This window comes from Lysobacter stagni, assembly GCF_030053425.1.
In the GTDB taxonomy this organism is placed as follows: Bacteria; Pseudomonadota; Gammaproteobacteria; order Xanthomonadales; family Xanthomonadaceae; genus Lysobacter_J; species Lysobacter_J stagni.
Window position 1 is genome coordinate 1,368,357 of record NZ_JASGBI010000001.1, and the last position, 26,228, is coordinate 1,394,584.

Consider the following 26,228-nt stretch of genomic DNA (forward strand, 5'->3'; position numbering starts at 1 on the left):
CGATGCCTTCCCTTCTCCCCTCGTGGGAGAAGGTGCCCGCAGGGCGGAAGAGGGGGCACGCAGTGCTTTGACGACCCTCTCCCTGGCCGCATTCGCGGCCTGACCCTCTCCCACAAGGGGAGAGGGCAAGGTCAGAACCGCCTGCGCAACTCGATTTTGCTTTCCGCGGTTTCCTTGCCGCCGCCACCCTGCGTGTCGTGGCGGATCGCGAAGTCGCTTTCCAGCGTCCAGTCCGGCCACAGGTTCACGTCCAGGCTCATCGACTGTTTGACGAAGGCCTCGCCGCGGCCGCTCTCGAACTGCACGCGTTGCCGCCACTGCGCGCGTTCGCCGATCTGCTGGCCGAAGTTGAGTTCACCGCGCAGGACCGGTCCGGCCTGGTTGATGCCGTCGTCGTACAGCGGTGCCAGGCGATAACCCGCGCCGAGCGAGAGTCCCAGCTGCGTCGGGCCGTCGCGCATTGCCTGCACGTTGTAGCGCGTGCCGATGCGGAAATCGTTGGAGTACAGCGCCTTGCTGTCGCGTGGCGTGGCCGGTGCGCTGAGCGAGGCGTAACGCTGACTGCCGGGCAGGCGGACGGTGCGCTGGCGCGGATCGCGGGGTTCCGCCGGCATCGGTGCGGACAGCGCGACCTGCCATTCCTCGTCGCCGCAGCGCGTGGAAAAGCAGTACAGCCGCATCTGCGCCGGATCGCTGGCGATGGCGATCAACGTCGGGTCGCCATTCAACGCTGGCGAGGGCAGGGTGAGGAAGGCGCCGCCGAGAAGGCCGGTCGCGAGTGCACCGAGCATGGTCAGGTTGGTTGAATGCGGACGAGTGGCGGCATGAAAGCGCTTTCATACCGGTGCGACAGTGTGCCAGAGCGCAGATGAATACGCCTCCAACCCGCCCGGCTTCAGTAGTAAAGCGTGACCATGTGCCGCGCCTGGGCGAAGAACAGCCAGCGTTCCACCAGCACGCCCAGCAACGCGAGCACCGCGCCGAGCGTGAACACCGGGCCGGCCCATTCGGGATGCGCCCATGCCAGCCATGCCGTCACCGCGGGCACCAGCGCAAACAGCAGCACCGAGATCGCGCGCAGCACGCGCGCATGCTTGCGCGCCAATACGTAGCCCATCTCGCGGTTGAGGTAGTTGTCCTGTGTGTGCGGGCGCTCGAACACCTCGACCTCGCGACCGGGCAGGCCGACCGCATCGCCGCGCGTGGCGCCCAGTGGCTGCCGGTCGATGCGATGCCAGTAGACCAGCTTCAATGCCGCGGCGACGAACGCGAGCACGAACGTCACCAGCAGGTTTACCGCGAGGGCTTCGTCCGACAGCCCGGCCCAGTTGACCAGCGCCATCAGCACCAGCCAGCCGCCGAGGATGGCGAACATCAGATAGGCCGGCACCACCAGCGCCTGCCGCCATGCGGGAATGGGCTTGAGCGAGGCGTAGATCATCGCCGTGCATACCACCGTGATGAGCGACAGCAGCAGCATCGCCGCCGCCAGCACGGGCACCACAGGGCCCTGCAACAGGGCGGTGGAACGGGTGGAGAACACGGCCGCCACCACGCCCAGCAGGGCCAGCACCGGCAGCGCCGTCAACACCGCGAACACGCCCTCGCGCGACAACCACGAACTGCGCCACTGCGAGAACGCACGCCACGCGCGCGCCGGTTTGCCGAGGTGGAACATCGAGCTCACCAGGCCGACGGTGGTCAACAACAGTCCGACCAGCAGCATCACGCCCCACAGCAGCGGCACCACGCCCTGCGTTGGCGCGCGTCCCTGCAGATAGGGCATCAGCATGAAGGCGCCGGTCCAGACCAGCAGGCCATAGCCCGCGCCGGAGAGTGTGGTGAACAGCAGGACGGAGAACGCTGGATGCATGCGGAAGGACTCAGCGGCTGAGTACGCGGTCGAGCCAGCGCAGCACGGGCGGCAGCGCGGCGGTATCGAGGGTTTCGGTGGGCACCGGAGACGGTGTCTGTGCGTCGCCGGCCCGGCGCGGGCGCGGTGGCAGGTACTGGTTCACGGGCTGGTAGCCCAGTTGCGGCAGCAGGTCCACGCCGCCGCGCTCGGCCACCAGTTTCGACACCTTCGATTCCGGATCGCCCAGGTCTCCGAAATGGCGTGCACGCGTGGGGCAGGCCTGCACGCAGGCGGGCTGACGTTCGCTCTCGTCGAGGTTCTCGTTGTAGATGCGGTCGATGCACAGCGTGCATTTCTTCATCACGCCCTCGACGTGGCTGTACTCGCGCGCGCCGTACGGACATGCCCACGAACACAGCTTGCAACCGATGCACTTGTCCTCGTCCACCAGCACGATGCCGTCCTCCGCGCGCTTGTAGCTGGCGCCGGTCGGGCACACGGTCACGCACGCGGGCTGCTCACAATGCAGGCACGAACGCGGGAAGTGCAGGGTCATCGCCGGCTGCGCGGGCGCATCGCCGCACGAGGGCGTTGCCGCCACTTCATAGCTGTGTACGCGGTTGAACCACACGCCCGACGGATCGTCGCCGTAGGGTTTTTCGTCGGTCAGCGGCGCGGCGAAGCCCCCGGCGTTCCATTCCTTGCAGCTCACCGCGCAGGCATGGCAGCCCACGCAGGTGTCCAGGTCGATGACCAGGCCCAGCTTCTTCTTCGACGGCGGCGGAAGGTCGGTCATGCGGTTCAGCGGCGCCGTGCGGTGCTGAGCAGCCACACGCCAAGGGCGAATATGCCGATGCCGAAGGTGACGCTGGGCAGCATGCCGACGACCAGCGGCATCAGCGAGTCGCCCGAGTTCGGCGACGATGCCGGATCGAGCACGCCGAAGCTCATCAGGATCATCACCGCGAATCCGGCGACGATGCACAGCCAGCCGGCGAGGATGCGAATGGATTTCATGCGTTCGTCTTGTCCTTGCGTGAGTCGCGGAACTGCGCGCCGTAACGCAGCGGGCGATCGTCGGCCTGGCCCATGTCCAGCGGCGGGAACTGCGGGGAACTGGCGTCCACGTCCGCCACGCGCGTGATACGCACGCGCAGGTCGAACCACGCGGCCTGTCCGGTGACCGGGTCGGCGTTGGCGTAGTCGCCCTTGGGCGTGATGTCGGAGATGAGATGGTTCAGCAGGAAGCCCTTGCGGCCTTCCGGCGCATCCTTGTCCAGACGCCATGCACCGCGACGCTTGCCGATGGCGTTCCACGTCCAGACCGTGTCGGGCTGTACGTTGGAAGCGAACTTCGCCTGCACGGTGATGCTGCCGAGGTGGGAGGTGACCTGGATCCAGTCCTCGTCGGCGATTCCGTGGCGCGCGGCCGTGTCCGGATGCAGGTACAGCCAGTTGCGCGTGGCGATCTGCCGCAGCCACGCATTCTGCGAACCCCATGCGTGATACATGAACATCGGGCGCTGGGTGACGGCGCTGAGCGGGAAGGGATGGGGTTCCTGTCCTCCCGTCTCCGCGCGAGCGTCGCCCTCTCCCCATCCCTCTCCCGCCCGCGGGAGAGGGGGTGTGATGGCCGTGCGGGTCTGGCTTTGTTGAGCGTTTCCGCGGTCGGCGCCATATCCGCGGTCGACCTGAGCCCCTTCCAGGGGCTCATACCAAATCGGTAGGGGGTCGAAATACGTCGCCACGCGCTCGCGATGCTCCGCCGGCGGCTGCACGGCGCCATGGCCTTGCGCGGCGAGCCGGAACTTCTGCATGGTCTCCGAGTACAGCTGCAGCACGATCGGGTCCGCGTGGCCGAGGAAGCCCATGCGCTGCGCCCAGTCGAGATAGCCGCGATTGGCCATCTTGAAGTAGCGCGCGTGCTCGGGGATCTCGCTGCGCCAGAAGCCGCCGTTGTCGATGTACCGCTGCAGCTGTTGCGGATTGGGCTGGCCCTTCGCCTCGACCTCGCCGTGCGCGCCGCGCCAGCCGGCCAGCAGGCCCACGCCCGGCGCGCGCTCGTGTCGCACGATGTAGTCGGCGTAGTCGCGGTACTTCGGCGAACCGTCGTCGTTCACCAGGCCCGGCAACCCGAGTCGCGCGCCCAGATCGATCAGCACCGACTGGAAGCCGCGCACGTCGCGTCCTTCGCGTTGCTTCGCGGCATCCAGGACCGGATGGCGGATCGCGTCGCTGGCGCCGTCGGCGTCGGAGATCGGCCGGTCGAGCAGGCTGATTGCGTCGAAGCGTTCCAGGTAGGTCGTGTCGGGCAGCACGAGGTCCGCGTAGGCGACCATCTCCGAGGCGTACGCATCGGCATAGACGATGCGCGGGATGCGGTACTCGCCGGCGTCGTCCTTGTCGGTCAGCCACGCGATGGTCTGCGCGGTGTTCATCGACGAGTTCCAGCTCATGTTCGCCATGAACATCATCAGCGTGTCGATGCGGTACGGATCGCCCGCCCAGGCATTGCGGATGACGGTGTGCATCATCCCGTGCGCGGACAGCGGGTACGCCCACGAGAACGCATGGTCGATGCGTCGCGGGGCACCGTTGGCATCGACGACCAGGTCTTCCGGTGCGTGGACGAAGCCCAGCGGTGCGGCGTCCAGCACGCCGTTGGCCTGGCGCGCCTTGCCGGGGCGGTTCGGCGGCGGAATCGGCTTCGGGAACGGCGGCTGGTAACGGAACGAGCCCGGTGCATCCACCGCGCCCAGCAGCAGCTGCAGCACGTGCAGGGCGCGGCAGGTATGGAAGCCATTGCTGTGCGCGCTGATGCCGCGCATGGCGTGCATGGACACCGGGCGGCCCTGCATCTGCGCGTGCTCGCGGCCCCATGCGTCGGTCCACGGAATCGGCAGCGAGAACGCGCGGTCGAACGCGGCTTCAGTCAGTTCGCGTGCGATGCGGCGGATGGTATCGGCGGGAATGCCGCAGCGTTCGGCCACGGCGTCGGGCGCGTATTGCGGATCGAGGTAGCGTTCGGCGACCAGATGGAACGACGGCACCGCGCGGCGGCCGTCGGGCAGCGCGTATTCACCGACCACGCGCGGAGCGATGTCGATCGCGTCGGCGCGCGCGAATCCGCCGTCCGCCGTCGCGCACAGCGCGTGGCCCTGCGCATCGCGTGCGAACAGGCCGTCGTCCGCGCCGCCGGGATTGCGCACCACCAGCCAGTGCGCGTTGGTGTATCGCACCAGGTAGTCCAGGTCGATGCGGTCGGCCTTGAGCAGCTCGTGGATCAGCGCGAAGGCGAACAGGCCGTCGGTACCCGGGCGGATGCCGATCCACTCGTCGGCGATGGCGCCGTAGCCCGAGCGCACCGGGTTCACCGCGACGATCTTCGCGCCGCGGGCCTTCAACTTGCCCAGGCCCAGCTTGATCGGATTGGAGTCGTGGTCTTCGGCCACGCCCCACAGCATCAGGTACTGCGTGTGGTCCCAGTCGGGCTCGCCGAATTCCCAGAAGCTGCCGCCCAGCGAATACAGGCCACCGGCCGCCATGTTGACCGAGCAGAAACCGCCGTGCGCTGCGTAGTTCACCGTGCCGAACTGCTGCGCCCACCAGCCGGTCAGCGCCTGCGACTGGTCGCGACCGGTGAAGAAAGCCAGCTCGTCGGGATTGCGTTCGCGGATCGGCTTGAGCCACGACGTCGCGATGTCCAGCGCCTCGTCCCATTCGATCTCGCGGAATTCGCCGGAACCGCGTTCGCCCACGCGCAGCAGTGGTTTGTCCAGCCGCGCCGGCGAGTAGTGCTGCATGATCCCCGCCGAACCCTTCGCGCACAGCACGCCGCGATTGACCGGATGGTCCGGGTTGCCCTGGATGTAGCGGATCTGCCCGTCCTTCAGCCACACCTTGATGCCGCAACGGCACGCGCACATGTAGCACGTGGTCGTCTTCATTTCGTCGCCGACGGACGGCGAGGTGTCGATGGCTGGCTCGGCGGGCGCGCGCATCCGGGCATTGTGCCCTGCGCGGCGGGATTCAGGCGACCTGAGGCATGTGCCGCGCGACCACGCCCGTCATCAGGGGCGGCAGAGCCGGCGTTCGTAGTCCAGTTGCTGTTGCAGCACCGCGCTGTCGCCGTCGAGCGCCAGGTCGCCGATGTTGCGGCGGTTCTCGCGACAAGGTTCGTCCGGGTCGCGCGCGCCGAACATGCGGCCGATGCCATTCACGACCGTGGCCACGCTGGTTTGCTGGCGCATCCGGAAGCGCTCGCTGCCCTCGCCGGGCAGACGCGCGATGCGTTGCGCGAACGGGTCGCCCGGGGCGATCGCGACAGGGGCCTGCGCCGCCTGCCGTGCCTGCATCAGATAGACCGCGGACATCGGCCGGTCGACCGGCGAAGGCGAGGATGCGTCGCGGTCTGGCGACGCATCCGGTTCCGCGGAGGCCGTCACGGTTCTCGCGAGGCGGGACAATGCGGGCGATCGTGGAACATGCGCCGTTGGCGCCGCGCCTTCCCGACGTGCGGTGTCACGTGGAATCCACACCACCTGCAGCGCGCGTTCGGCGACGACGGGAACCTCCGGCCGCATCATTCGCGTCAGAAGCCAGAACAACCCCGCATTGGCCGTTACCGTCACCACCGCCGCCACGGCGGCGTCCCATCGCAATCCCTGCGTCGACTCCATCGCGTCCCCTTCGAGTGCCGGCGGAGTATGGGGAACGCGGAGTTAAACGCCGGTTAGCCGTCGCGCTGGCGGCCGTGGAGCCACGGTGAGATGCTTTCCCTCCGAGACCCTCGCCCCGCATGCCATGGAACGCATCGAACGCATCCACGCCCTCCACCGCATCCTCAGCGCCGCGCGCTACCCGGTGACGGTGCAGCGCCTGCAGGAAGACCTGGAATGCTCCCGCGCGACGGTTTACCGCGACCTGGCCTACCTGCGCGATTACCTCATGGCCCCGGTCGTCGGCAATGGCGAGGCCGGTTTCCGCTATGACCACAGCGACGGCGACCGCTTCGAACTGCCGGGCCTGTGGTTGAGTTCGGAGGAGCTGCACTCGCTGTTGGCCGCGCAGCAGCTGCTCGTGCGCAGTGGCGGCGGCGTGCTGTCCAACGCGCTGGCGCCGCTGCAGCACCGCATCGAAAAGCTGCTGGACGAACATGCCGGAGGACGCCGTGTCCCGGTCGAGCGCGTGCGGGTGATCCCGCACCGCACGCGCAGGCTGGACGAGACCGCGTTCCGCAACGTGGCCACCGCGGTGCTCGACCGCAAGCAGCTGAGCTTCGAGTACCGGGCCCGTTCCACCGACGAGCAGACCCGGCGCATGGTGTCGCCGCAGCGCCTCACGCACTACCGCGAGAACTGGTACCTCGACGCCTGGGACCACAACCGCGAAGCGCTGCGCAGCTTCGCCGTGGACCGCATCAGCGCGGCGAAGATTTCCGAGGACGTGGCGCGCGACGTGCCCGATGCGGAACTCGATCAACACCTGGCGTCGAGCTACGGCATCTTCTCCGGCACGCCGAAGGGTTGGGCGACGATCCTGTTCACGCCCAAGGCCGCGCGCTGGGTGGCCGACGAGCACTGGCACTCGCAGCAGCAGGGACGTTTCCTTCCCGATGGCCGCTACGAGTTGAAGGTGCCCTACAGTGCCGGCCGCGAGCTGCTGATGGACGTGATGCACTACGGCAGCGATGCGGAAATCGTCGAGCCGCCGGTGCTGCGCGAGCAGGCCAGGGCGCTGCTGCAGCTGGCGCTGAGCAATTACGACCGCTGATCCGCTTTCCCCTCTGCCCGGCCAGCTGCGCTGGCCGACCCTCCCGCAAGGGGAGGGGGTTGGACAAGGGAGAGGCAGTGCTCTCCCACCTCTCCCCTTGTGGGAGAGGTCGACGCGCGCAGCGCGTCGGGAGAGGGGGCCGTCGCAGCCCCTGAGATCCCCCACCCGCACGCTGGCTCCATCAACCCGGAGCCGCGCCATGAAGACGACCCGCACCGATATCGATCCCGGCCTGGAAGGCCTGCTGCGTCATGCCGTTGCGATCGGCGCAGCCATCGTCGTGCTGCTGCCCGCCGCGCGCGGTTTCAGCCCCACCTTCGGATGGATGCCGCTGTGGCTGCTGGCCATGCCGGCCTGCGCGTGGTGGGCGCTGCATCGCTTCCGCCTGCCGGTGCGAGAGACGGACGAAGCATCGGCCTCCGTCCTGCGCCCGCGTCGTCGGGCGGGCACGCAGGCACGTCGCCGGCGGGCGTCGGTCCTGCGTCTGCGCCGGCCGCAGGCGGCCTGAGCCACCGCATCCGGCACGTCCGGAGGACCTCCGGCACGGCAGGCCCCACCGCGCGCTGTGCTAGCGTTCCGGCTCCGATTTCACCGTGCCCGGAGCGCCCATGCCGAAGCTGTCGCACGCCTGCCAGACCCTGTTGATCTCCGCAGGCCTCGCGGCCGCGTCGCTGGCCGGCGCCGCACCCGCCAAGGAGTCCCCCGCCGTGTCCGCCGATGCTTCCACCGATCCCTACGCCTGGCTTGAGGACGTCACCGGGGAACGCCCGCTGGCCTGGGTGCGCGAGCAGAACGCGAAGTCCGAAGGCGAGCTGACCACTTCGCCGCAGTTCCGCCAGCTGGAATCCGACATCCGCGGCATCCTCGATTCCGACGCCAAGATCCCCGGCGTCGAGAAGATCGGCGAGTACTACTACAACTTCTGGAAGGACAAGCAGCACGAACGCGGCCTGTGGCGCCGCACCACGCTGGCCGAGTACCGCAAGGACAAGCCGCAGTGGGAAACGGTCATCGACCTGGACGCGCTCAACAAGGCGGAGAACGAGAACTGGGTGTGGCACGGCGTGGACTGCCTGCGCCCGGACTACACCCGCTGCCTGATCGCGCTCTCGCGCGGCGGCGCCGATGCCGACGTCACGCGCGAGTTCGACCTGTCCACCCGGTCGTGGGTGAAGGACGGCTTCTTCCGCGACGAGGCCAAGGGCGCGCTGGGCTGGATCGACCGCGACACGGTGTACGTCTACACCGATTTCGGTGCCGGCTCGATGACCAGCTCGGGCTACCCGCGCATCGTCAAGGAATGGAAGCGCGGCACGCCGATCGGGCAGGCGCGCGTGGTGTACGAGGGCAAGCCCGACGACATGTACATCGCCGCGCTGCGCGACCACACACCGGGTTTCGAGCGCGATTTCGTCAGCCGCACGATCGCCTTCTACAACGACGAGCTGTACCTGCGCGCAGGCGACAAGCTTGCGAAGATCGACGCGCCCAACTCCGCCAACAAGTCCGTGCACAGGGACTGGCTGCTGCTGGAACTGCGCGAACCCTATGAGGCCGGCGGCAGGACCTGGCCTGCCGGCAGCCTGATCGCGACGAAGTTCGACGATTTCATGGCCGGCAAGCGCGAGTTCACCGCGCTGTTCGCGCCCACCGAGCGCACCTCGCTGTCCGGCTACACCTGGACGAAGACGCATCTGGTGCTGAACGTACTGGACGACGTGAAGAACCGCCTGAGCGTGCTGACGCCGGGAGCCGGCGAGTGGAAGCACAGTGAGTTCACCGGGGCGCCGTCGTTCGGAACGCTGGTGGTGGCGCCGGTCGATCCGGACGAAAGCGACGCCGTGTGGCTCACCGCCACCGACTACCTCACGCCGACCACGCTGTCGCTGGCGCAGATCGGCACGAAGCCGGAAGTGCTCAAGACGATGCCGGTGTTCTTCGACGCGTCGAAGAACGTGATCGAGCAGCACTTCGCCACGTCGAAGGATGGCACCCGCGTGCCGTACTTCATGGTGCGTCCGAAGGGGCTGGCCCTGGACGGCACCGCGCCGACGCTGCTGTACGGCTACGGCGGCTTCGAGATTTCGCTGACGCCGGCGTACTCCGGCAGCGTCGGCAAGGGCTGGCTGGAGAAGGGTGGCGTGTACGCGGTGGCCAACATCCGCGGCGGCGGCGAATACGGTCCGCGCTGGCACCAGGCTGCGCTCAAGGCCAACCGGCACAAGGCGTACGAAGACTTCGCCGCGGTCGCGCAGGATCTGATCGCGCGCAAGGTCACGTCGACCCCGCACCTGGGCATCCAGGGCGGCAGCAACGGCGGCCTGCTCACCGGCAACATGCTCACGCAGTATCCGGACCTCTTCGGTGCCGTCGTCGTGCAGGTTCCGTTGCTGGACATGAAGCGCTACAGCCACCTGCTGGCGGGCGCGTCGTGGATGGCCGAGTACGGCGATCCCGACACCGCCGACTGGGACTACATCCGCAGCTTCTCGCCGTACCACCTGTTCGACGCGAAGCGCACCTACCCGCCGGTGATCTTCATGACCTCCACCCGCGACGACCGCGTCCACCCGGGCCACGCCCGCAAGATGGCGGCGAAGATGCTGGAAGCGGGCAAGGACGTGCGCTACTACGAGAACATCGAGGGTGGCCACGGCGGCTCGGCCAACAATGCCCAGGCCGCGCACATGAGCGCGCTGGCGTTCACGTTCCTGTGGAATGAGTTGAGCGGCAAGTAAGCCGCTGCTTTTCCCTCCCCTGCAGGCAGGGGAGGGGTTCCACGAGCCGCACGTTGTCATTGGCACAACCGGACCCCATCCATGAAATCGACCCATCTCCTGCTTTCGGCCCTCCTGATGAGCACTTCCGCCACCACCCTCGCGGCCCATGCCGCCACCCCGCCCGACGCGGCCAAGAAGCCGCACGCCGTCAAGGCGCCGCACGGCGCCCAGCGCAACGACGAGTACTACTGGCTGCGCGACGACAAGCGCGAGAACAAGGAAATGCTGGCGTACCTCAACGCCGAGAACGCCTACGCCGATGCGGTGATGGCGCCGCTGAAGCCGCTGGAGAACACGCTGTACGAGGAAATCGTCGGCCGCATCAAGCAGGACGACAGTTCCGTGCCGTACCGCGAGCGCGGCCACTGGTACTACAGCCGTTTCGAGACCGGCCAGGACTACCCCGTCTACGCGCGCCGCGCCGGCACGATGGACGCCGCCGAGCAGGTCCTGCTCGACGTCAATGTCATGGCCAAGGGCAAGGACTACTTCAACGTCGGCGACTGGGAAGTCAGCCAGGACAACAAGCTCCTGGCCTGGGCCGACGACGCCGTCGGCCGTCGCCAGTACGTCATCCGTTTCAAGAACCTGGAAACGGGCGAGGTCTACGCCGACGAGATCAAGGGCGTCTCGCCGAACCTGGTCTGGGCGGACGACAACCGGACGCTGTTCTACGTCGAGAACGACCCCGAGACCCTGCTCACCGTTCGCGTGAAGAAGCACGTGCTCGGCACGCCCGCCTCACAGGACGTGCTGGTGTACGAGGAAAAGGACGACAGCTTCTACATGGGCATCGACCGCTCGCGCGACGACAAGTACATCTGCATCGGCGTGGAGAGCACGGTGTCCAGCGAGATGCGCTGCGCGCCGGCGTCGAGTCCCGAGAAGTTCGTGGTGCTGGCGCCGCGCGAGCGCGACGTCGAGTACCAGGCCGACCACCTGGGCGATCGCTGGGTCATCCGCACCAACGCCCCGGGCGCGGATGGCAAGGCCGCGAAGAACTTCAAGCTCGTCACCGCGCCCAGCGACTCGACCTCGCGCAAGCAGTGGACGGATTTCGTGCCGCACCGCGATGACGTGTTCGTCGAAGGCTTCGAACTGTTCGACGGCTTCACCGTGGTCGCCGAGCGCTCGGACGCACTGGAGCGCCTGCGCGTGCTCAAGGGCGACGGCCACGAGGAATACGTGAAGGCCGACGAGCCCGCGTACGCGATGGGCCTGGCGGTCAATTCCGAACACGACACACCGTGGCTGCGCTACAGCTACACCTCGCTGACCACGCCGGGCACCACCTACGAGGTGAACGTGCTGACCGGTGAGCGCAAGCTGCTCAAGCGCGAGCCGGTGATCGGCTACGACCCCGACAAGTACGTCACCGAGCGTGTCTGGGCCACCGCCCGCGACGGCGTGAAGGTGCCGGTGTCGCTGGTCTACCGACGTGGCTTCGAGAAGAACGGCAAGGCCGCGATGCTGCAGTACGCCTACGGCAGCTACGGTTCTTCGACCGATCCGCGCTTCAACGGCCCGGTGGTGAGCCTGCTGGACCGCGGCATGGTCTACGCCATCGCCCACATCCGCGGCGGCCAGGAAATGGGTCGCAAGTGGTACGACGACGGCAAGCTGTTCCACAAGAAGAACACCTTCACCGACTTCATCGATGTCACCTCGGACCTGGTGAAGCAGGGCTATGCCGCCAAGGACCGCGTCGCGGCCTACGGCGGCAGCGCCGGCGGCCTGCTGATGGGCGCGATCGCCAACATGGCGCCTGACCATTACCGCGTGATCCTGTCGCAGGTGCCGTTCGTCGACGTGGTCACCACCATGCTCGACCCGACGATCCCGCTCACCACCAACGAGTACGACGAGTGGGGCAATCCGGAGAAGAAGGACTACTACGACTACATGCTGTCGTACTCGCCGTACGACAACCTGTCGAAGCAGGCCTATCCGGCGATGTTCGTCGGTACCGGCCTGTGGGATTCGCAGGTGCAGTACTGGGAGCCGGCCAAGTACGTGGCGCGCCTGCGCGACCTGGACCAGGGCAAGGAGCCGGTGGTGTTCCGCACCAACATGGACGCCGGCCACGGCGGCAAGTCGGGCCGCTTCCGCCGGTACCGCGAGCTGTCGGAGATGTACGCATTCATGCTCGACCAGCTGGGGCTGTCGGGTACGCCGGCGGCGACGGCTGCAGCAAAGTAAGCGCGACTTGCTCCTCCCCCTGCTTGCAGGGGGAGGTTGGGAGGGGGTACGAAGGCGCGTAGCGCCGAATTCGCCGCGACACCTGCTTCGTTCGTTGTCTGGATGCCTTCCATGGCGCTACGCAATGCTCGATGGAACGCCCAGCCCGGCCCTCCATGGCCGGGCGTTCGGCAGGTCACGCGGCGTGCCGCGTAAGCGACCTGCCTCACCCACCCCAACCCTCCCCTGCAAGCAGGGGAGGGGGCCCAAACACCGATTCGATTCGAGTGAACCCCAAGCCGTCTCCCGCCACACCGCCCCGCAAGGTCCGCTTCCGCTGGGCCTGGTGGCTGCTGGCCTACACCAGCCTGGCCCTGGGCATCATCGGCATCGTCGTGCCCGGCCTGCCGACGGTGCCGTTCGTGCTGCTGTCGGCGTTCGCCGCGGCGCGCGGTTCGCAGAAGCTGCACGACCGGCTGCTCGCGCACCCGCGATTCGGGCCGATGATCCGGGACTGGCAGGCCCATGGCGCAGTGAGCCGACGCGCCAAACGCCTGGCCGTGGGCATGATGTCGGCATGCGCGGTGATCATGTTCCTCACCGCGCCGCGCTGGTGGATGGCCGCCACCGGCACCGCGATCATGACCGTCGTCGCGATCTGGCTGTGGGCGCGCCCGGAGCCGCCCGCTCCCCCGCGCTGACGCCGTCGAATCGTTCATCCGCGCGGGCTACACTGACGTCATGAATGCACGCCCCACCCCGAGAACGTGGCTCGCCGTCCTGTCGCTGCTTGCCCTGCCGCTGCTGCTGGCCGGCTGCGGCAACAAGGGGCCGCTGATCCTCCCGCCGAAGAACATCCCGGTCGATCCCGCCACGGTGCCGGCGAATCCGTCCAACGTCGCCATGCCGCCGCCGGAAACCACGCCCGAGGCGACCGGCACCGCTGACGAGAGTGACACCAACAAGAGCGACGCCGCGTCGGCGCAGCCGCCCACCGACGAGCCCGACGATGGTCGCCGTCGCTGATCCGACGCCGCTGCCGGCCACCGTCCTGCGCTTCAGCAAGATGCATGGCGCGGGCAACGACTTCGTCGTGCTCGACCTGCGCGGCAACGCACCGCCGCCGTCGCCGTCGCTGTGCCGCGCGCTCGCCGATCGCCACGCCGGCGTCGGCTGCGACCAGATCCTGACCGTCGAGGACGCGCAGGGCAGCGACGCCGTGGCGCGCTATCGCATCTGGAACGCCGACGGTTCCTCGTCGCAGCAGTGCGGCAACGGTGCGCGCTGCATCGCCGCGTGGATGGTGCGCGACGCGCGCTCGCGCAATGCGCCGCTGCCGACCGAGTTCGTGCTCGACAGTCCCGTCGGCGCGCATGCCGTCACCCAGCTGGGCGGCGGCGCCTTCCGCATCGTGATGGGACTGCCGCGTTTCGCGCCGGCCAGCATTCCGCTGCACGGGTTCGAAGGCGCGCAGGACGAGTACGTGCTGTACCGCGACGACGCCGTGTTCACCTTCGGCGCTGTCTCGATGGGCAACCCGCACGCGGTGATCGAGGTCGACGACATCGATGCCGCGCCGGTCGAAGCGGTCGCGCCGATGCTGCAGTCGCATCCGGCGTTCCCGGAATCGGTCAACGTCGGCTTCGTCCACGTGGAATCGCGCGACCGCATCCGGTTGCGTGTCTACGAGCGCGGCGTCGGCGAGACGCTGGCCTGTGGCAGCGGCGCCTGCGCAGCCGCCGCGGTGATGATGCGGCGCGGCCGCGTCGATCGCGAGGTCACCGTATCGCTGCCTGGCGGCGATCTGCGCATCGCATGGCCGGCCGACGACGTGGCGTTGAGCATGTCGGGGCCGACCGCGTTCGTATTCGAAGGGGAATGGATCCATGAGTGAGACGACCGAGAAGCTCGGCGCCCATGAAGTCGCTGCCTGGCTGCGCCGGCACCCGCGCTTCCTGCAGCAGTTCCCGGACCTGGCGCTGAGCCTGGTCGTGCCGCGCGAGGAAGGTTCCGCGTCCTCGCTGGCCAGTTACCAGCTCGAAGTGCTGCGCGACAAGAACCGCGAGCTCTCGCGTCGCCTGCAGGAACTGTTCGGCAACGCGCAGGAGAACGAGCGCCTGTCGGTGCGCACGCACCAGCTCACACTGGCCCTGATGCGCCAGGGCACGGCCGCCGACACGCTGCGCGCGATGGCCGCAAGCCTGGCCGAGGACTTCAACGGCGATCTCGTGCGCCTGGTGATGTTCAAGCCGGTCGACGGTCTGGGCGAAGCCGATTGGCTGCAGGTGATCGCGCAGGACGATGCGCGCCTGGAGCCGTTCCGCGACTGCCTCAAGGATGGCGAACCGCTGTGCGGGCGCCTGCAGCCGCAGAAGCACGCACTGCTGTACGGCGATCGCGCCGAAGAGGTGCAGTCCACCGCGCTGCTGCCGTTGCCGGGCGTGGGCCTGGTCGCGGTGGGCTCGCGTGATGCCAACCGGTTCTTCCCCGGCATGGGCACGTTGTTCCTGCGCATGATGGGCGAGGCGCTGGCCACGGCCCTGAAGCGGTTCGACGGCTGAACGGACGCCCGGCGATGGCAGCCAGGTCTTCGACGACACGCGCCGCGCCATCGCAGGACAGCGAAGTCCCGATGCGCGATGCGGACGTCGACGCGTTCCTCGCGCACCTGCAGGTGGAACGACGCATGTCCGCGCACACGCTCGATGCCTACCAGCGCGACCTGCTGGCGCTGAGCGGATGGGCCATGGGCGAAGGCGTCAGCGTCGCCACGCTCCACACCGAACAGGTGCGCGGTTTCATCGCCGCCGAGCATCGCCGCGGGTTGTCGCCCAAGAGCCTGCAGCGCCGCCTTTCCGCGTGCCGCAGTCTGTATGCGTGGCTGGTGAAGCAGGGGCGCGTCGCCGCCAGTCCCGCCGCCTCGATACGCTCGCCCAAGGCGCCGCGCAAATTGCCGCAGGTGCTCGATCCGGACGAGGCCAAGGCGCTGGTCGAAGTGCCCACCGATGCACCGCTGGGACTGCGCGATCGGGCGCTGCTGGAACTGTTCTATTCATCCGGGCTGCGACTGTCGGAACTGTGCGCGTTGCGCTGGCGCGACGTGGACATCGCCGATGCGCTGGTCAGCGTGCTCGGCAAGGGCAGCAAGCAGCGCAGCGTGCCGATCGGTTCGCACGCACGGAACGCGCTGGCGCAATGGCGCGCTTCGACCGGCGCGAACAACGACGCTCCCGTCTTTCCCGGCCGCGGCGATGGGCCCATCACGCCGCGCGCCGTGCAGCTGCGCCTGCGCCACCTCGCGCAGCAGCAGGGCCTGTTCAAACGCGTTCACCCGCACCTGTTGCGGCATTCCTTCGCCAGCCACATCCTGGAATCCTCCGGCGACCTGCGCGGCGTGCAGGAACTGCTGGGCCACGCCGACATCGCGACCACCCAGATCTACACGCACCTGGACTACCAGCATCTGGCCAAGGTGTACGACGCCGCGCACCCGCGCGCGAAGCGCAAGGGCTGACGCGCGACTGAACGTCACGTCCGGCGAGGCGCCCTACGCGCGGTCGCCGTGGTGAACGCGGCGATGGTTGACCGAGGTCAAGGCCTCAACGGCCCGACGGCCTAATGTGGCAGCCGTAGCAGGAGGCCACTGCGATGGCGAAGAACTTTCCCCTGAACCCGACCCACCCCGAGCGCATCTGCTGGGGCTGCGACCGCTACTGCCCGGCGCAGTCGCTGGCCTGCGGCAACGGGTCCGGTCGCGTGATGCATCCGATCGAGACGCAGGGCGAGCACTGGTACCTGGACTGGGGCATCGAGCCCTCGCCCGAGAATCCGCGCATGGCGCAGCTCTGACCCGACGGCATCGGCACCGGCACGACGCCGCGCTGCGACACCCGTGCCCACGGCTGGCTTGAACCGCTCCGGCGACGCCCCCACCCAAGAGGGCATTCCCCCGGAGGTCGTATGGACCCGAGCCAGAACCCCAACGTTTTCCACGCCACCACCATCGTGTCGGTGCGTCGCGACGGCCGGGTCGCGGTCGCCGGCGACGGGCAGGTCACACTCGGCCACACGGTGATGAAAGCCAACGCGCGCAAGGTGCGACGCCTGGGTCGCGACGGCCAGGTGATCGCCGGATTCGCCGGTGCGGCCGCGGACGCCTTCACGCTGTTCGAACTGTTCGAGGCCAAGCTCGAAAAGCACGGCCAGCTCACGCGCGCAGCGGTGGAGCTGGCGAAGGATTGGCGCACCGAACGCCGCCTGGGCAAGCTCGAAGCGCTGCTTGCCGTGGCCGATCGCGAAACCTCGCTGATCATCAGCGGCACCGGCGATGTCATCGAGCCGGAGGACGGCATCATCGCCATCGGTTCCGGCGGCATGTACGCGTTGTCCGCCGCGCGCGCACTGATCGCGCACACGCAGCTCGACGCGCGCACCATCGCCACCGAGGCGATCAACATCGCCGGCGACGTGTGCATCTACACCAACCGCAACGTGGTGGTCGAGGAACTCTGACCGCTGCCGTTCGCCCTGGGCGTAGCGCCGTTGGCGCGAAGTCGAAGGGCACCCCGCGAACCGCAACGCCACCATCCGTTCGTCCTTCGACTTCGCCGCTGTGCGGCCACGCTCGGGACGGACGGTGACAGAACGAGAACGACATGCCCATCAAGCCTGATACTTCCCACGCCACCATGACGCCGCGCGAGATCGTGCAGGAGCTGGACCGCCACATCGTCGGCCAGCAGTCGGCCAAGCGTGCCGTCGCCATCGCCCTGCGCAACCGCTGGCGCCGCATGCAGTTGCCGGCCGAGCTGCGCAACGAAGTGATGCCCAAGAACATCCTGATGATCGGCCCGACCGGCGTGGGCAAGACCGAGATTGCGCGTCGCCTGGCCACGCTGGCGAACGCACCGTTCGTGAAGGTGGAAGCCACGCGCTTCACCGAGGTCGGCTACGTCGGAAAGGACGTCGAACAGATCGTGCGCGACCTGGCCGACACCGCGGTCAAGCTGTACCGCGAACAGGCCAAGCTGCGTGTGCGCACGCAGGCCGAGGAGCGCGCGGAGGAACGCATCCTGGATGCACTGCTGCCGCGACGCCAGGGCGCGACGACCGTGTTCGGCTTCAACGCCGAGGAAGCGGCGAAGGACGAGCCGTCCTCGCAGGCCAATTCGGCAGAAGCGGGCGAAACCCGCAACAAGCTGCGCAAGCAGCTGCGCAGCGGCACGCTGGACGATCGCGAGATCGAGATCGAAACGGCGGTGAACGTCGGAGTGGACATCATGGCGCCGCCCGGCATGGAAGAGATGGGCCAGCAGCTTCGGCAGATGTTCTCCCAGGTCGCCGGCGCCAAGACGCACAAGAAGACGCTGCCCATCCGCGCAGCGCGCTCGCAGCTCACCGAAGAGGAAGCCGGCAAGCTCGTCAACGAGGAAGACGTGCGCGAAGCCGCCATCGAGGCCTGCGAGCAGCACGGCATCGTCTTCATCGACGAGATCGACAAGGTCGCCAAGCGCGGCGAGAACGTCGGCGGTGGCGATGTGTCGCGCGAAGGCGTGCAGCGCGACCTGCTGCCGCTGGTGGAGGGTTCCACCGTGAGCACCAAGTACGGCCCGGTGAAGACGGACCACATCCTGTTCATCGCCTCGGGCGCGTTCCACCTGGCCAAGCCCAGCGACCTGATCCCCGAACTGCAGGGGCGCTTCCCGATCCGCGTGGAGCTGAGCGCGCTGAGCAAGGACGACTTCGTGCGCATCCTCACCGAACCGAAGGCCGCGCTGACGACGCAGTACGTCGAACTGCTGCGCACCGAAGGCGTCGGTCTATCGTTCAGCGCTGACGCGGTCGAGCGCCTGGCCGAGATCGCCGCGCAGGTGAACGAGCGCCAGGAGAACATCGGCGCGCGCCGCCTGCACACCGTGCTGGAGCGCCTGCTCGACTCGCTCAGCTATGAAGCGCCGGATCGTGATGGGCAGGCGGTCGCGATCGATCGCGCGTACGTCGATTCGCACCTGGGCGAACTGGTGCAGGACCCGGATCTGAGCCGGTACATCCTGTAATCCTCTACCCCGTTGAATGCTCCCTCCCCTGCGCGCAGGGGAGGGCTGGGGAGGGGGTGTGAAGCCGCATCGCGGCGAGCTCGGCGCTGAGGCGCCTCGCCCCCACCTCCCCCTGCAAACAGGGGGAGGGGCAAAAGCCTCAGCGTGGTTCCACCACGACTTCCGTCTTCACCGAATTCGCGATGAAGCAGTTGCGGTGCGCGGACTCGTGCAGTTTCTGCAGCTCCTGCGCATCCGGCGCCTTCTCCGCGAAGGTGATGCGCGGGCGCAGCGTCACGTGCGTGACCGCCATGCGGCCGTCCTCGTTCTTGCCGAGCGTGCCGATGGCGTCGTCCTCGTAGACATCGATCGTCCATCCCTTCTTCGCCGCGACCGCCAGCAGCGTGAGCATGTGGCACGAGGACAGCGCGGCCACCAGCATCTCTTCCGGGTCCACGCCCTGTGCGCTGCCGAAGTAGGCGGGCGCTGCCGAGCCTGTCAGCTGCTGCCCGCGTTCGAAACGGACCGAGTGGTCGCGCGGGTAGTGTTCGTAGTCGAAGGGCTGGCCGTCGCGCGTCCAGCGGATCGAAGCGATGTGATCGGACATGGCGGACTCCTGTGGGGGCGGGTCCGCCACGATGCCACAGCGCCGTTACCGTGCGACAGGATCGGTGTGGGCGGTCGCGGCCTTGCGGCGCTGCGTGTCCTCGATGAGCAGGTCGTGGGCGGCCTTCTGCAGGCGCTCGATGCCCACCGTGTCCGGCGCCGCGCCAAGGCGTGTGGTCAGGTCGGCGACGACGCGCTTGTTCGCGTAGGTGTGCGGCGATGACATGTCGTCGCCCTGCGCGGTGATCATGTAGCCAAGCCGCTTGGCGCTGACCTCGCGGGCCTGCGTCAGCTCGACCAGCTTGGCGCGGTATTCCAGCTCCCAGCCGGTCATGCCGGGGAACGCGTTCTGGTCGGCGAAGTGCTGGGTCTCATGCCCAAGGAACACGACGCGGAAGGCTTCGCTGTCCAGGCCCTCGGTGTAACTGGGCACCACCGCGTACAACGCCTCGGCCGTGGCCCAGCCGCCCGCCGAACCGCGCTCGCAGCGGCCGTACGAGGTCCACCCGCGGCTGACGAAATCGTCCAGCAGTTCCACGCGCGCGGTGTAGGGCCCGTCGGGCAGCTGCACGTCGTACATGCGGGTGTCCTGCTTGCGCCACACCATCAGCTCGCGCAGCGGCATGGTGCGGCCCAGCTGCGCGTGGTACCCGTGTTCGAGCAGCTTCGCCTGCACGAGCGGTTCGATGGCGTCCATGTCCTTCGCCGCCGCGTCGCCGACGTTGAGCCGCTTGCGCAGGTTCTGCAGCAGCCGTGCTTCCAGTGCGTCGCGTTGCGAGGCGGGTGCGTGCATCGCGCGCCACCAGTAGTCCTGGTAATCGTCGAGCACGCCGCGCACGAACGCGTCGGCGATCTCGGCGGTGGTGTGCACGGGCTGGGCGGCGCGGTGCCGCTGCAGCATGCACGCGCGGTAGTCCGCATCCTTGCCCAGGAAGCCTTCGGCAGGCGAGGCGGCCAAGGTGTCGGCCGCACGCACGCCATCGCCCTGCAGCACGGCCGACGTGGACTCGGCGATGGCGGTCGTCGCGGCGGCGGTGGACTGGGGTTCGTCGGCGTGGGCGCCGTGCAGCAGCAGCGCCAGTGCGGCGCCGGTCAGAAGCGAAAGCGGGCGGGTCGTGCGATTCGGGGTCGGCATGGCGGGGGCGTCCGTGGTGCGATCGGAGGATCGCGTCGGGGCTATTGGGCCCGCACCGCCCCCCGGGCGTCTTGAACGCATTTGATCTGTTGCCGCAGCTGGCCGGGGGAGGCGCCGGTGGAGCGGCGCAGCGTGCGGCACAGGTGCGCCTGGTCGGCGAAGCCGCTGTCGGTGGCGATGTCGGCCAGTGCGGCTTCTCCGCGCAGCATCGCCAGCGCCCGGCGTGTGCGCAGCTCGCGTCGCAGCAGCTGCGGCGCCATGCCGTGCGAATGGGCGAAGGTCCGCGAAGCATGCGCGAGCGACACGCCCGCGCGGCGCGCCAGTTCGCCCAGCGGAAGGTCGCCGTGTTCGAGCTCGCGCAGGAATTCCACCTGCCATCCGGTCATTGCTGAAAGCGACGCTTCGCTGCACGCATGTACCAGTTGCGCCAGGCTGCCCGGTGCACGCGCGATGACCGCCGCTGCTTCGCGCAGGTCGGGCACCTGCAGCACACGCAGCGCGTCGGGCACCAGCACGGCATCCAGTTCCACGTTGACCACTCGCGCGCCACCGCGGCCGAAACGGTTGCCGTGCGCGTGCCAGCGCGGATGCAGCACCAGCGTGCCGGGCGTGCATTCGACCGGGCCGTCGGCGCTGGCTTCGACGTGGTGGCCATCCAGCACCAGCGCGGCGTACGCGCCGCCATGGCGGTGCGTGTCCAGCACCTGGCGGGCCTCGTGGCGGGTTTCGTAGGCAGCGGGCATAGGGGAATCCTGGGCGGTCCGGGCGTGGCCGGCCAGTGACGGAAGTCGGGGCCGTGCAGCCTCTGGGATGCCCGCCAGGGCGCGCGGGTTGAAACTCAGCCGTGCGCGTAGCGCCAGGCGGCGCGCAGGTAGGGCGTGATGGCCTCGATGTCGGCGGCGTCGCGCAGCTTCGCCACCTGCTGCACGCGGCCGCGGGCGTCCTGCGCGGTCTTGAAGAACATCGGGTCGTCGAACACGCGGTCCAGCTGCAGTGCCACGCGCAACGCGTCCTTCATGAACACCACGTCGGCGAAGATCCGCGTGGTGCGGAACAGGGCGTAGCGGTCCTTGTGCACCACTTCGATGTCGCCGCACTCGCGCGCGACGCGCTCCAGGGCTTCGTACAGCGCCACCAGTTCCGCCGGCTTGCGCGCGAGCATCGCGGCGCGATCGCCGGTGCCGCAGCTGTGCTTCGTGTTCGCGCGGTTGAACACGCGGCCGCATGCCGGACAAGTCCAGGCGGGCATGGCGATCAATCCTCGCCGATGTCCTCGTTCCACACGTCGGGATTCGCGCCGATCCAGTCGCCGAGCATGTGGATGCATTCGGCATCCTGCAGGTCGATCACCTTGACGCCGTTCTCCCGCAGCCAGTCGATGCCGCCGCGGAAGTTCACCGATTCGCCCACCACCACGGTGCCGATGTTGAACTGCCGGACCAGCCCGCTGCAGTACCAGCACGGCGCCAGCGTGGTGACCATGATCGTGTCGCGATAGCGGCGTTGGCGACCGGCCTTGCGGAAGGCATCGGTCTCGCCATGCACGGACGGATCGCCTTCCTGCACGCGCCGGTTGTGGCCGCAGCCGAGCAGCTGGCCGTCGTTGCGGTACAGCGCCGCGCCGATGGGGATGCCGCCCTCGGCCAGCCCTTGTCGTGCTTCGGCGACAGCGGTGGCGAGCAGGGCGCGGTAGTCGGGGGTGTCGATCATGCGGAAGCTCCGGTGGTGGCACGGCGCAGCATGTCGATGTGCGGGATGCCGTCGTCGAGGTAGGGGTCGGAGGACGGCACGAATCCATGCCGGCCGTAATAGTGCTGCAGGTGCGCCTGTGCGCCGATCTGCACGTCGTGGCCGGGCCAGCGCGACGCGATCTGCGCCAGCGCCGCACGGATCATCGGATCGCCCAGGCCACGCCCACGGTACGCCGGTGCCGTGAGCACGCGGCCGAAACTCACCTGCGGATAGCTCAGGCCCGGCGCCAGGATGCGCAGGTACGCCGCGAGCGCGCCGTCGTCGGCCGTGCCCAGCAAGTGCACCGTCTGCGGATGCCGGTCCTTGCCGTCGGGGTCCAGGTACGCGCACTGCTGTTCGACCACGAACACTTCCGAGCGCAGCTTGAGCAGCGCGTACAGCGTGTCGATGTCGAGCTCGCGGAACGTGAAGGCCTGCCAGCGGAGGTTGGGCGGTGCGCTCATGCGCGCATGATGCCAGCGCGGCTCAGCGGGCGGTGCCTTCGACGCTGGTGTCGATGCGAACCACCACCGACATGCCCGGGCGCAGTCGCGCCGCCGGCGCCTGGCCGTCGTCGATCGACACCTTCACCGGAATGCGCTGGGCGATCTTCACGAAGTTGCCGGTGGCGTTGTCGGCGGGCAGCACGCTGAACTCCGAGCCGGTGGCGGGGGAGATCTCCGCCACGCGTCCCTGCAGTCGCGCACGGCCGAGCGCGTCGACGGTGAAGCTGGCCGGCTGACCGATGCGCACGTTCGCCATCTGCGTTTCTTTCATGTTGGCGATCACCCACAGGCGCTCGGGCACGAGCGCCATCAGCTGCGTGCCGGGGTTGACGAAGGCGCCGACCCGCACCGCGACCTGGCCCAGCTGGCCGTCGCGCGGCGCGCGGATGGTGGTGTTGTCCAGGTCGATCTGCGCCAGCCGGATGGCGGCCTGCGCGTTGGCGACCGCGGCTTCCAGCGCGCCCTGGTTCACCTCCACGCTCTGCACGTTCTGGCGGGCGATCTCGCGACCTGCCTGCGCCTGCGCGACGGCGGCCTGCGCCTGCGCGCGTGCGGCCCGCGCCTGGTCGCGATCGGCCTGGGACAGCAACTGCTGTGTCGCCAGCGGCTCGATGCGGGCCAGGTCGGCCGCGGTCACCTGCGCCTGTGCCTGCGCGTTGCGGATGGACGCCTCGCTCTGCGCGACCTGCGCCTGCGCGCTGCGCCGATCCTGTACGGCATTGGCCAGCGCGGCCTGCTGGCTCTGCAGCTGCGCCTGCGCCTGTTCCAGACGCTGCCGGTAGATGCGGTCGTCGATCTGGACCAGCAGGTCGCCACGCTTCACTTGCTGGAAATCCTGCACCTTCACCTGGGTGATGTAGCCGGAAAGCTGCGGCGCGATGATCGTCACCTGGCCGCGCACGAACGCGTTCTCGGTGCTCTGGATCGCGCTGCGGAACGGCGGCAGGCGCCACGCGTAGAGCACGATCAGCACGCCGGCCAGCGCCACGCCGACGAACATCGCCATCTGCCAGCGGCGCCTGCGCTGGCGGGCCCGGGCTTGTGCGTCGGCGGTGTCGTTCGGAGCAGGGACGTTCATGGGGCAGGCGAGACAGTGGGAGTGGTGGCGACCGCGGCGGCGAGGCGGTCGCGACGCAGCAGCTGCACACGGTGGATCAGCATCCACACCATGGTCAGAAGCGCGATCGCGGCGATCGCCATGAAGACATCGTTGTAGGCCAGCACGTTGGCTTCGCGTGAAGCCGCCGCGCCCAACGCGCGCACGCCCTGGGCGTTGCGCAGCGCGGGATCGGCGATGGCCGGCGAGTAGGCCGATGCACCCGCCGCCACGCGCGCGGCGACCAGCGGGTCCTGCAGCGTCAGGTTCTCGACCAGCTGGCTGGAGTGGAACTTCTCGCGCACGGTCTGGAACGTACCCAGCACGGCCGTTCCCAGCAGGCCGCCCAGGTTCTGCGCCATGCCGAACAGCACGACGAAGGTGATGAGGTTGCGCGGCTGGCCGATCACGGTGCCCATGCCCGCGACCATCGACGGGCCCAGGAAGTAGGTACTGCCGAAACCGATCAGGAACTGGCTCAGCAGCATGTCGTCCGGGCGGGTGAGGCTGGTGGAGCGCGAATCCAGCAGCGCGCCGATCGCGATGCAGGCCAGCGCGATGGTGGACGGGATGATCATGCGGTTGGGACGGATCGTCAGCGCACTTGCGCCGATGCCCGCCACGCAACCCAGCAGCACCGCCATGAACATGCGGTGCATCTGGTCGTTGGTCAGGCCCAGCGCCTGCATGAACCCCACCGCGCCGGTGCTCTGTTCCGACAGTGCGATGCGGATGAGCATCACCGCCACCACCAGGCGCACCATCGTGCCGCTGGCCAGCCAGCGTGTGTTGATCAGCGGGTTCTCGCGGAAATGCTCCACGGCCATGGCGGCGGTCAGCAGCACGATCGCGCCGCACAGCGCCCAGCCGATCCAGGGCGCGTCGAACCACCAGTCGATACGCCCCAGCGACAGCACCGCGCACAGCAGTGCCATGCCGGGTGCGAACAGGGACAGCGTCAGGAAATCGCGTTTCTCGAACCCCTTCATGCGGTCGCTGGGTGGCAGGCGCAGCATCAGCACGCAGCCCAGCGAAAGCAGCGCCAGGCCCATTTCGAACTGGTACAGCCCGCGCCATTCCCCGAACTCCAGCAGTTCGGCCGAGAAGATCCGCGCCAGCGGCAGCGCCAGCTGCGCCACGCCGATGCCCACCACCAGCCCACGTAGCCGGTGCGCGGCGGGGAAGGCCTGCATCATGTAATACAGGCCCAAGGTGCTGAGCGCCGCGCCGGCGATGCCATGCGCCGCGCGCACCGCGATGGCCGAACCCAGCCCGTGCACGAACAGGTGCGCGAAGGTCACCAGCGCGTACAGCAGCAGGAAGACCTCGGTGAACAGACGCAGGCCGAACTGCTGGCGGAATTTCACCAGCACCAGGTTGGCCGACACGTTGGTCATCACGTAGGCGGCCGGCAACCATGCCGCCTCGGCCGTGGTCACGCCGAGTTCGCCCTGCAGATTGACCAGGTTGGCCGTGACCAAAGCGTTGCCCAGGCCGCCGGTGATGGCGACGATGAAACCGACCACGGCGAACGCGGCGCGGCGACGGGGCGAATGCAGCGGTGTCGAGGGCGACCCCGGCAGGCTGGGCCGCTCGTGCGGCTGCCATTCGCGCGGCGCGTAACGGCTCATCGGCGCGGTCGTCCCTCCTTCGGTGGCCGACGGAGCGCGTGGCGCTCGCCCGGCCGGCGGCGGCGAATTGTCGCATGGGGTGCGATAATCGCCGCATGAACGACTCCAGCCAGCGCCCAGACGCCAGATCCGGCACCACCCATTTCGGGTTCCGCGACGTACCCACGTCGGAGAAGCAGAAGCTCGTTGCGGAGGTCTTCTCGTCGGTCGCCGGCAAGTACGACCTGATGAACGACCTGATGTCGATGGGCATCCACCGCGTGTGGAAGCGCTACTTCGTCGGCACCTGCCAGGTGAAGCGCGGCGACCGCGTGCTCGACCTGGCCGGCGGTACCGGCGACATCGCGCTGCTGCTGCGCGACCGCGTGGGCGATGCGGGCAGCATCGTGCTGGGCGACATCAACGGCGCGATGCTGCGCGTCGGCCGCGATCGCATGACCGACATGGGCAAGGTCGGCGGCTTCGAGTACGTGCAGATGAACGCCGAGAAGCTGCCGTTCCCGGACGGCACCTTCAATCTGGTCACCATCGCCTTCGGCCTGCGCAACGTCACCGACAAGGACGCCGCGCTGCGCGAGATGAACCGCGTGCTGAAAGTGGGCGGCCAGGCGCGCGTGCTGGAGTTCTCCGAAGTGAAGGCCGACTGGTTCAAGCCGATCTACGACTTCCATTCGTTCAAGGTGCTGCCGCGCCTGGGCAAGCTGTTCGCGAACGACGCCGACAGCTACCAGTACCTCGCCGAGAGCATCCGCAAGCATCCGCCGCAGGACGAGCTGAAGTCGATGATGCAGTCCGCCGGCTTCGCGCGCTGCGACTACCGCAACCTGTCGGCGGGCATCGTCGCGATCCACACTGGCTACAAGGTCTGAGGCAGCGGCGATACCTGTCGATCGCGCCCGCACC

Annotated in this window: 27 protein-coding genes; 13 read left to right on the forward strand and 14 right to left on the reverse strand. The window is 68.5% G+C overall.

Annotation, left to right across the window (positions count from 1 at the left end):
- Window positions 1-131 precede the first annotated feature (131 nt).
- The 6 genes from QLQ15_RS06100 to QLQ15_RS06125 form a co-directional block, all read right to left on the reverse strand.
- Entirely contained in the window at window positions 132-791 is a 660-nt protein-coding gene (locus QLQ15_RS06100) for a DUF481 domain-containing protein (RefSeq protein ID WP_283211942.1), read from the reverse strand.
- Between the two features lie 104 nt (window positions 792-895).
- Window positions 896-1,873 carry a dimethyl sulfoxide reductase anchor subunit family protein gene (locus QLQ15_RS06105; protein WP_283211943.1) on the reverse strand — a complete coding sequence of 326 codons (978 nt, stop codon included), beginning with the start codon at window positions 1,871-1,873 and terminating at the stop codon, window positions 896-898.
- Between the two features lie 10 nt (window positions 1,874-1,883).
- On the reverse strand, window positions 1,884-2,651 hold the full coding sequence (locus QLQ15_RS06110) for a 4Fe-4S dicluster domain-containing protein (protein ID WP_283211944.1): 768 nt from the start codon (window positions 2,649-2,651) through the stop codon (window positions 1,884-1,886).
- A 5-nt stretch (window positions 2,652-2,656) separates the two neighbouring features.
- Complete coding sequence (locus QLQ15_RS06115; RefSeq protein WP_283211945.1) at window positions 2,657-2,872, reverse strand: hypothetical protein; 216 nt, start codon at window positions 2,870-2,872, stop codon at window positions 2,657-2,659.
- Entirely contained in the window at window positions 2,869-5,856 is a 2,988-nt protein-coding gene (locus QLQ15_RS06120; protein ID WP_283211946.1) for a molybdopterin oxidoreductase family protein, read from the reverse strand. Before QLQ15_RS06120 ends, QLQ15_RS06115 begins: the two co-directional genes overlap by 4 nt.
- A gap of 69 nt (window positions 5,857-5,925) precedes the next feature.
- Complete coding sequence (locus QLQ15_RS06125) at window positions 5,926-6,534, reverse strand: hypothetical protein (protein ID WP_283211947.1); 609 nt, start codon at window positions 6,532-6,534, stop codon at window positions 5,926-5,928.
- Between the two features lie 124 nt (window positions 6,535-6,658).
- Between QLQ15_RS06125 and QLQ15_RS06130 the strand changes: the two genes are divergently transcribed.
- The 12 genes from QLQ15_RS06130 (at window position 6,659) to hslU (ending at window position 18,641) form a co-directional block, all read left to right on the forward strand.
- Window positions 6,659-7,627, forward strand: a complete 969-nt coding sequence (locus tag QLQ15_RS06130; RefSeq protein WP_283211948.1) for a helix-turn-helix transcriptional regulator — start codon at window positions 6,659-6,661, stop codon at window positions 7,625-7,627.
- A 199-nt stretch (window positions 7,628-7,826) separates the two neighbouring features.
- Window positions 7,827-8,135 carry a hypothetical protein gene (locus tag QLQ15_RS06135; protein ID WP_283211949.1) on the forward strand — a complete coding sequence of 103 codons (309 nt, stop codon included), beginning with the start codon at window positions 7,827-7,829 and terminating at the stop codon, window positions 8,133-8,135.
- Window positions 8,136-8,235: 100 nt separating this feature from the next.
- Window positions 8,236-10,365 carry a prolyl oligopeptidase family serine peptidase gene (locus QLQ15_RS06140; RefSeq protein ID WP_283211950.1) on the forward strand — a complete coding sequence of 710 codons (2,130 nt, stop codon included), beginning with the start codon at window positions 8,236-8,238 and terminating at the stop codon, window positions 10,363-10,365.
- A 117-nt stretch (window positions 10,366-10,482) separates the two neighbouring features.
- Window positions 10,483-12,606 (forward strand): S9 family peptidase, encoded by a 2,124-nt coding sequence (locus QLQ15_RS06145; RefSeq protein WP_432277778.1) that lies wholly within the window; start codon window positions 10,483-10,485, stop codon window positions 12,604-12,606.
- A gap of 266 nt (window positions 12,607-12,872) precedes the next feature.
- Window positions 12,873-13,286 (forward strand): YbaN family protein, encoded by a 414-nt coding sequence (locus tag QLQ15_RS06150; protein ID WP_283211952.1) that lies wholly within the window; start codon window positions 12,873-12,875, stop codon window positions 13,284-13,286.
- Window positions 13,287-13,326: 40 nt separating this feature from the next.
- Window positions 13,327-13,611 carry an LPS translocon maturation chaperone LptM gene (gene lptM / locus QLQ15_RS06155; RefSeq protein WP_283211953.1) on the forward strand — a complete coding sequence of 95 codons (285 nt, stop codon included), beginning with the start codon at window positions 13,327-13,329 and terminating at the stop codon, window positions 13,609-13,611.
- On the forward strand, window positions 13,595-14,479 hold the full coding sequence (gene dapF, locus QLQ15_RS06160) for a diaminopimelate epimerase (RefSeq protein WP_283211954.1): 885 nt from the start codon (window positions 13,595-13,597) through the stop codon (window positions 14,477-14,479). Before lptM ends, dapF begins: the two co-directional genes overlap by 17 nt.
- A complete protein-coding gene (locus QLQ15_RS06165; protein ID WP_283211955.1) occupies window positions 14,472-15,146 on the forward strand; it encodes a DUF484 family protein in 675 nt (224 codons plus the stop codon). The genes dapF and QLQ15_RS06165 overlap by 8 nt, the downstream gene beginning before the upstream one ends.
- Before the next feature lie 14 nt (window positions 15,147-15,160).
- Window positions 15,161-16,099, forward strand: a complete 939-nt coding sequence (gene xerC, locus QLQ15_RS06170; RefSeq protein WP_432277779.1) for a tyrosine recombinase XerC — start codon at window positions 15,161-15,163, stop codon at window positions 16,097-16,099.
- A gap of 134 nt (window positions 16,100-16,233) precedes the next feature.
- Window positions 16,234-16,434, forward strand: a complete 201-nt coding sequence (locus tag QLQ15_RS06175) for a DUF3079 domain-containing protein (protein WP_283211956.1) — start codon at window positions 16,234-16,236, stop codon at window positions 16,432-16,434.
- Between the two features lie 111 nt (window positions 16,435-16,545).
- The gene (hslV, locus tag QLQ15_RS06180) at window positions 16,546-17,097 is read left to right on the forward strand and encodes an ATP-dependent protease subunit HslV (RefSeq protein WP_283211957.1); all 552 of its coding nucleotides are present in this window, start codon (window positions 16,546-16,548) and stop codon (window positions 17,095-17,097) included.
- Between the two features lie 143 nt (window positions 17,098-17,240).
- Complete coding sequence (gene hslU, locus QLQ15_RS06185; protein WP_283211958.1) at window positions 17,241-18,641, forward strand: ATP-dependent protease ATPase subunit HslU; 1,401 nt, start codon at window positions 17,241-17,243, stop codon at window positions 18,639-18,641.
- Between the two features lie 139 nt (window positions 18,642-18,780).
- On the opposite strand, the gene QLQ15_RS06190 is transcribed toward hslU, so the two are convergent.
- From QLQ15_RS06190 to QLQ15_RS06225, 8 genes are all read right to left on the reverse strand, one after another.
- Complete coding sequence (locus QLQ15_RS06190) at window positions 18,781-19,227, reverse strand: OsmC family protein (protein ID WP_283211959.1); 447 nt, start codon at window positions 19,225-19,227, stop codon at window positions 18,781-18,783.
- Window positions 19,228-19,272: 45 nt separating this feature from the next.
- Entirely contained in the window at window positions 19,273-20,361 is a 1,089-nt protein-coding gene (locus tag QLQ15_RS06195) for a hypothetical protein (protein ID WP_283211960.1), read from the reverse strand.
- 41 nt (window positions 20,362-20,402) lie between these two features.
- On the reverse strand, window positions 20,403-21,104 hold the full coding sequence (locus QLQ15_RS06200) for a helix-turn-helix domain-containing protein (protein ID WP_283211961.1): 702 nt from the start codon (window positions 21,102-21,104) through the stop codon (window positions 20,403-20,405).
- A 95-nt stretch (window positions 21,105-21,199) separates the two neighbouring features.
- Window positions 21,200-21,610: a DUF5655 domain-containing protein gene (locus QLQ15_RS06205; RefSeq protein ID WP_283211962.1), complete on the reverse strand. Its 411-nt coding sequence runs from the start codon at window positions 21,608-21,610 to the stop codon at window positions 21,200-21,202.
- A 5-nt stretch (window positions 21,611-21,615) separates the two neighbouring features.
- A complete protein-coding gene (locus QLQ15_RS06210; protein ID WP_283211963.1) occupies window positions 21,616-22,071 on the reverse strand; it encodes a nucleoside deaminase in 456 nt (151 codons plus the stop codon).
- A complete protein-coding gene (locus QLQ15_RS06215; protein WP_283211964.1) occupies window positions 22,068-22,556 on the reverse strand; it encodes a GNAT family N-acetyltransferase in 489 nt (162 codons plus the stop codon). Before QLQ15_RS06215 ends, QLQ15_RS06210 begins: the two co-directional genes overlap by 4 nt.
- A 22-nt stretch (window positions 22,557-22,578) precedes the next feature.
- Window positions 22,579-23,676: an HlyD family secretion protein gene (locus tag QLQ15_RS06220; RefSeq protein ID WP_283211965.1), complete on the reverse strand. Its 1,098-nt coding sequence runs from the start codon at window positions 23,674-23,676 to the stop codon at window positions 22,579-22,581.
- Window positions 23,673-25,325 carry an MFS transporter gene (locus QLQ15_RS06225; protein WP_345782414.1) on the reverse strand — a complete coding sequence of 551 codons (1,653 nt, stop codon included), beginning with the start codon at window positions 25,323-25,325 and terminating at the stop codon, window positions 23,673-23,675. Before QLQ15_RS06225 ends, QLQ15_RS06220 begins: the two co-directional genes overlap by 4 nt.
- 95 nt (window positions 25,326-25,420) lie before the next feature.
- On the opposite strand from QLQ15_RS06225, the gene ubiE reads away from it, so the two are divergent.
- The gene (ubiE, locus tag QLQ15_RS06230; protein ID WP_283211966.1) at window positions 25,421-26,194 is read left to right on the forward strand and encodes a bifunctional demethylmenaquinone methyltransferase/2-methoxy-6-polyprenyl-1,4-benzoquinol methylase UbiE; all 774 of its coding nucleotides are present in this window, start codon (window positions 25,421-25,423) and stop codon (window positions 26,192-26,194) included.
- The last annotated feature ends 34 nt before the right edge of the window (window positions 26,195-26,228 follow it).

What these genes read in the sequence shown, in the direction of transcription:
- QLQ15_RS06100 (WP_283211942.1), bottom strand. Translation starts at nt 791, where the DNA reads ATGCTCGGTGCACTCGCGACCGGCCTTCTCGGCGGCGCCTTCCTCACC.
- QLQ15_RS06105 (WP_283211943.1), bottom strand. Translation starts at nt 1,873, where the DNA reads ATGCATCCAGCGTTCTCCGTCCTGCTGTTCACCACACTCTCCGGCGCG.
- QLQ15_RS06110 (WP_283211944.1), bottom strand. Translation starts at nt 2,651, where the DNA reads ATGACCGACCTTCCGCCGCCGTCGAAGAAGAAGCTGGGCCTGGTCATC.
- QLQ15_RS06115 (WP_283211945.1), bottom strand. Translation starts at nt 2,872, where the DNA reads ATGAAATCCATTCGCATCCTCGCCGGCTGGCTGTGCATCGTCGCCGGA.
- QLQ15_RS06120 (WP_283211946.1), bottom strand. Translation starts at nt 5,856, where the DNA reads ATGCGCGCGCCCGCCGAGCCAGCCATCGACACCTCGCCGTCCGTCGGC.
- QLQ15_RS06125 (WP_283211947.1), bottom strand. Translation starts at nt 6,534, where the DNA reads ATGGAGTCGACGCAGGGATTGCGATGGGACGCCGCCGTGGCGGCGGTG.
- QLQ15_RS06130 (WP_283211948.1), top strand. Translation starts at nt 6,659, where the DNA reads ATGGAACGCATCGAACGCATCCACGCCCTCCACCGCATCCTCAGCGCC.
- QLQ15_RS06135 (WP_283211949.1), top strand. Translation starts at nt 7,827, where the DNA reads ATGAAGACGACCCGCACCGATATCGATCCCGGCCTGGAAGGCCTGCTG.
- QLQ15_RS06140 (WP_283211950.1), top strand. Translation starts at nt 8,236, where the DNA reads ATGCCGAAGCTGTCGCACGCCTGCCAGACCCTGTTGATCTCCGCAGGC.
- QLQ15_RS06145 (WP_432277778.1), top strand. Translation starts at nt 10,483, where the DNA reads ATGAGCACTTCCGCCACCACCCTCGCGGCCCATGCCGCCACCCCGCCC.
- lptM (WP_283211953.1), top strand. Translation starts at nt 13,327, where the DNA reads ATGAATGCACGCCCCACCCCGAGAACGTGGCTCGCCGTCCTGTCGCTG.
- dapF (WP_283211954.1), top strand. Translation starts at nt 13,595, where the DNA reads ATGGTCGCCGTCGCTGATCCGACGCCGCTGCCGGCCACCGTCCTGCGC.
- QLQ15_RS06165 (WP_283211955.1), top strand. Translation starts at nt 14,472, where the DNA reads ATGAGTGAGACGACCGAGAAGCTCGGCGCCCATGAAGTCGCTGCCTGG.
- xerC (WP_432277779.1), top strand. Translation starts at nt 15,161, where the DNA reads ATGGCAGCCAGGTCTTCGACGACACGCGCCGCGCCATCGCAGGACAGC.
- QLQ15_RS06175 (WP_283211956.1), top strand. Translation starts at nt 16,234, where the DNA reads ATGGCGAAGAACTTTCCCCTGAACCCGACCCACCCCGAGCGCATCTGC.
- hslV (WP_283211957.1), top strand. Translation starts at nt 16,546, where the DNA reads ATGGACCCGAGCCAGAACCCCAACGTTTTCCACGCCACCACCATCGTG.
- hslU (WP_283211958.1), top strand. Translation starts at nt 17,241, where the DNA reads ATGCCCATCAAGCCTGATACTTCCCACGCCACCATGACGCCGCGCGAG.
- QLQ15_RS06190 (WP_283211959.1), bottom strand. Translation starts at nt 19,227, where the DNA reads ATGTCCGATCACATCGCTTCGATCCGCTGGACGCGCGACGGCCAGCCC.
- QLQ15_RS06195 (WP_283211960.1), bottom strand. Translation starts at nt 20,361, where the DNA reads ATGCCGACCCCGAATCGCACGACCCGCCCGCTTTCGCTTCTGACCGGC.
- QLQ15_RS06200 (WP_283211961.1), bottom strand. Translation starts at nt 21,104, where the DNA reads ATGCCCGCTGCCTACGAAACCCGCCACGAGGCCCGCCAGGTGCTGGAC.
- QLQ15_RS06205 (WP_283211962.1), bottom strand. Translation starts at nt 21,610, where the DNA reads ATGCCCGCCTGGACTTGTCCGGCATGCGGCCGCGTGTTCAACCGCGCG.
- QLQ15_RS06210 (WP_283211963.1), bottom strand. Translation starts at nt 22,071, where the DNA reads ATGATCGACACCCCCGACTACCGCGCCCTGCTCGCCACCGCTGTCGCC.
- QLQ15_RS06215 (WP_283211964.1), bottom strand. Translation starts at nt 22,556, where the DNA reads ATGAGCGCACCGCCCAACCTCCGCTGGCAGGCCTTCACGTTCCGCGAG.
- QLQ15_RS06220 (WP_283211965.1), bottom strand. Translation starts at nt 23,676, where the DNA reads ATGAACGTCCCTGCTCCGAACGACACCGCCGACGCACAAGCCCGGGCC.
- QLQ15_RS06225 (WP_345782414.1), bottom strand. Translation starts at nt 25,325, where the DNA reads ATGAGCCGTTACGCGCCGCGCGAATGGCAGCCGCACGAGCGGCCCAGC.
- ubiE (WP_283211966.1), top strand. Translation starts at nt 25,421, where the DNA reads ATGAACGACTCCAGCCAGCGCCCAGACGCCAGATCCGGCACCACCCAT.